Here is a 649-nt window from a genome sequence, read left to right as displayed (position 1 = left end):
AAGAGCACAATTGCAGCGACGTTGCTCGAACCGAGCAAGCTGACCCCTCGAATGATTGCGTCGGTGCCGGAGATCGGGCGCACGCTCTCGACGTGGCCCCAGCTCGGCGGAGACGTCGCACTAGGGGGTGCCGCTGTAACCGCTGCCGTGAGGGCATTCGGCCGCGGCGAACCACTCCCTTCAGGTCGGCGGCGGATCGATCTGGATGGATTGGTACGCACCGGCCTCGACCCTGCCGCCGGTCCTGCAAACGTGTGAGCGGGCGCACCACCGGCGAGGAGCTCCGACAGATACTGTTTGTGGGGTTCGCCCAACCCTGATCCGAGGAATCATTCGATGAACGTGATCGACCAGTCGCCTCGTCGGCGCACGAACTTCTGGCGATCACGGCTCGACACCCGCACGGCCGCAGTCATCGCGAGCGCCACCGGTGCGGTGCCGCTGTTGGCCATTGCGCTGCTGTCACCGACATTCCTACGGCCGAACGCACTTCCGGTTCTCATCGCCGTGCTGACGTTTACTGCAGTCACCGTGCTTTTCGCCGCCAGGGTGGGGCGGTTGAGCGAACGCCAATTCGCGGTCCTGGGTTTCGGGGGTATGACCGGAGTCGCGATCAGTGCCTACCTGATCGCGGATCCGGCAGGAACGC

At 64.9% G+C, this 649-nt stretch carries 2 pseudogenes; both read left to right on the top strand.

Annotated elements, in window-relative coordinates:
* Positions 1-258, top strand: a pseudogene (locus A2J02_RS28845) (Rv1355c family protein); the annotation flags it as partial.
* Between the two features lie 78 nt (positions 259-336).
* A pseudogene (locus tag A2J02_RS23850) lies at positions 337-649 on the top strand (GGDEF domain-containing protein); the annotation flags it as partial.

Origin of the sequence: Rhodococcus sp. EPR-147 (assembly GCF_001647185.1) — a bacterium.
Classification (GTDB): Bacteria; Actinomycetota; Actinomycetes; order Mycobacteriales; family Mycobacteriaceae; genus Rhodococcoides.
Note: the sequence above shows the minus strand (reverse complement) of the source record. Positions and strands in the feature narration are given on the sequence as shown.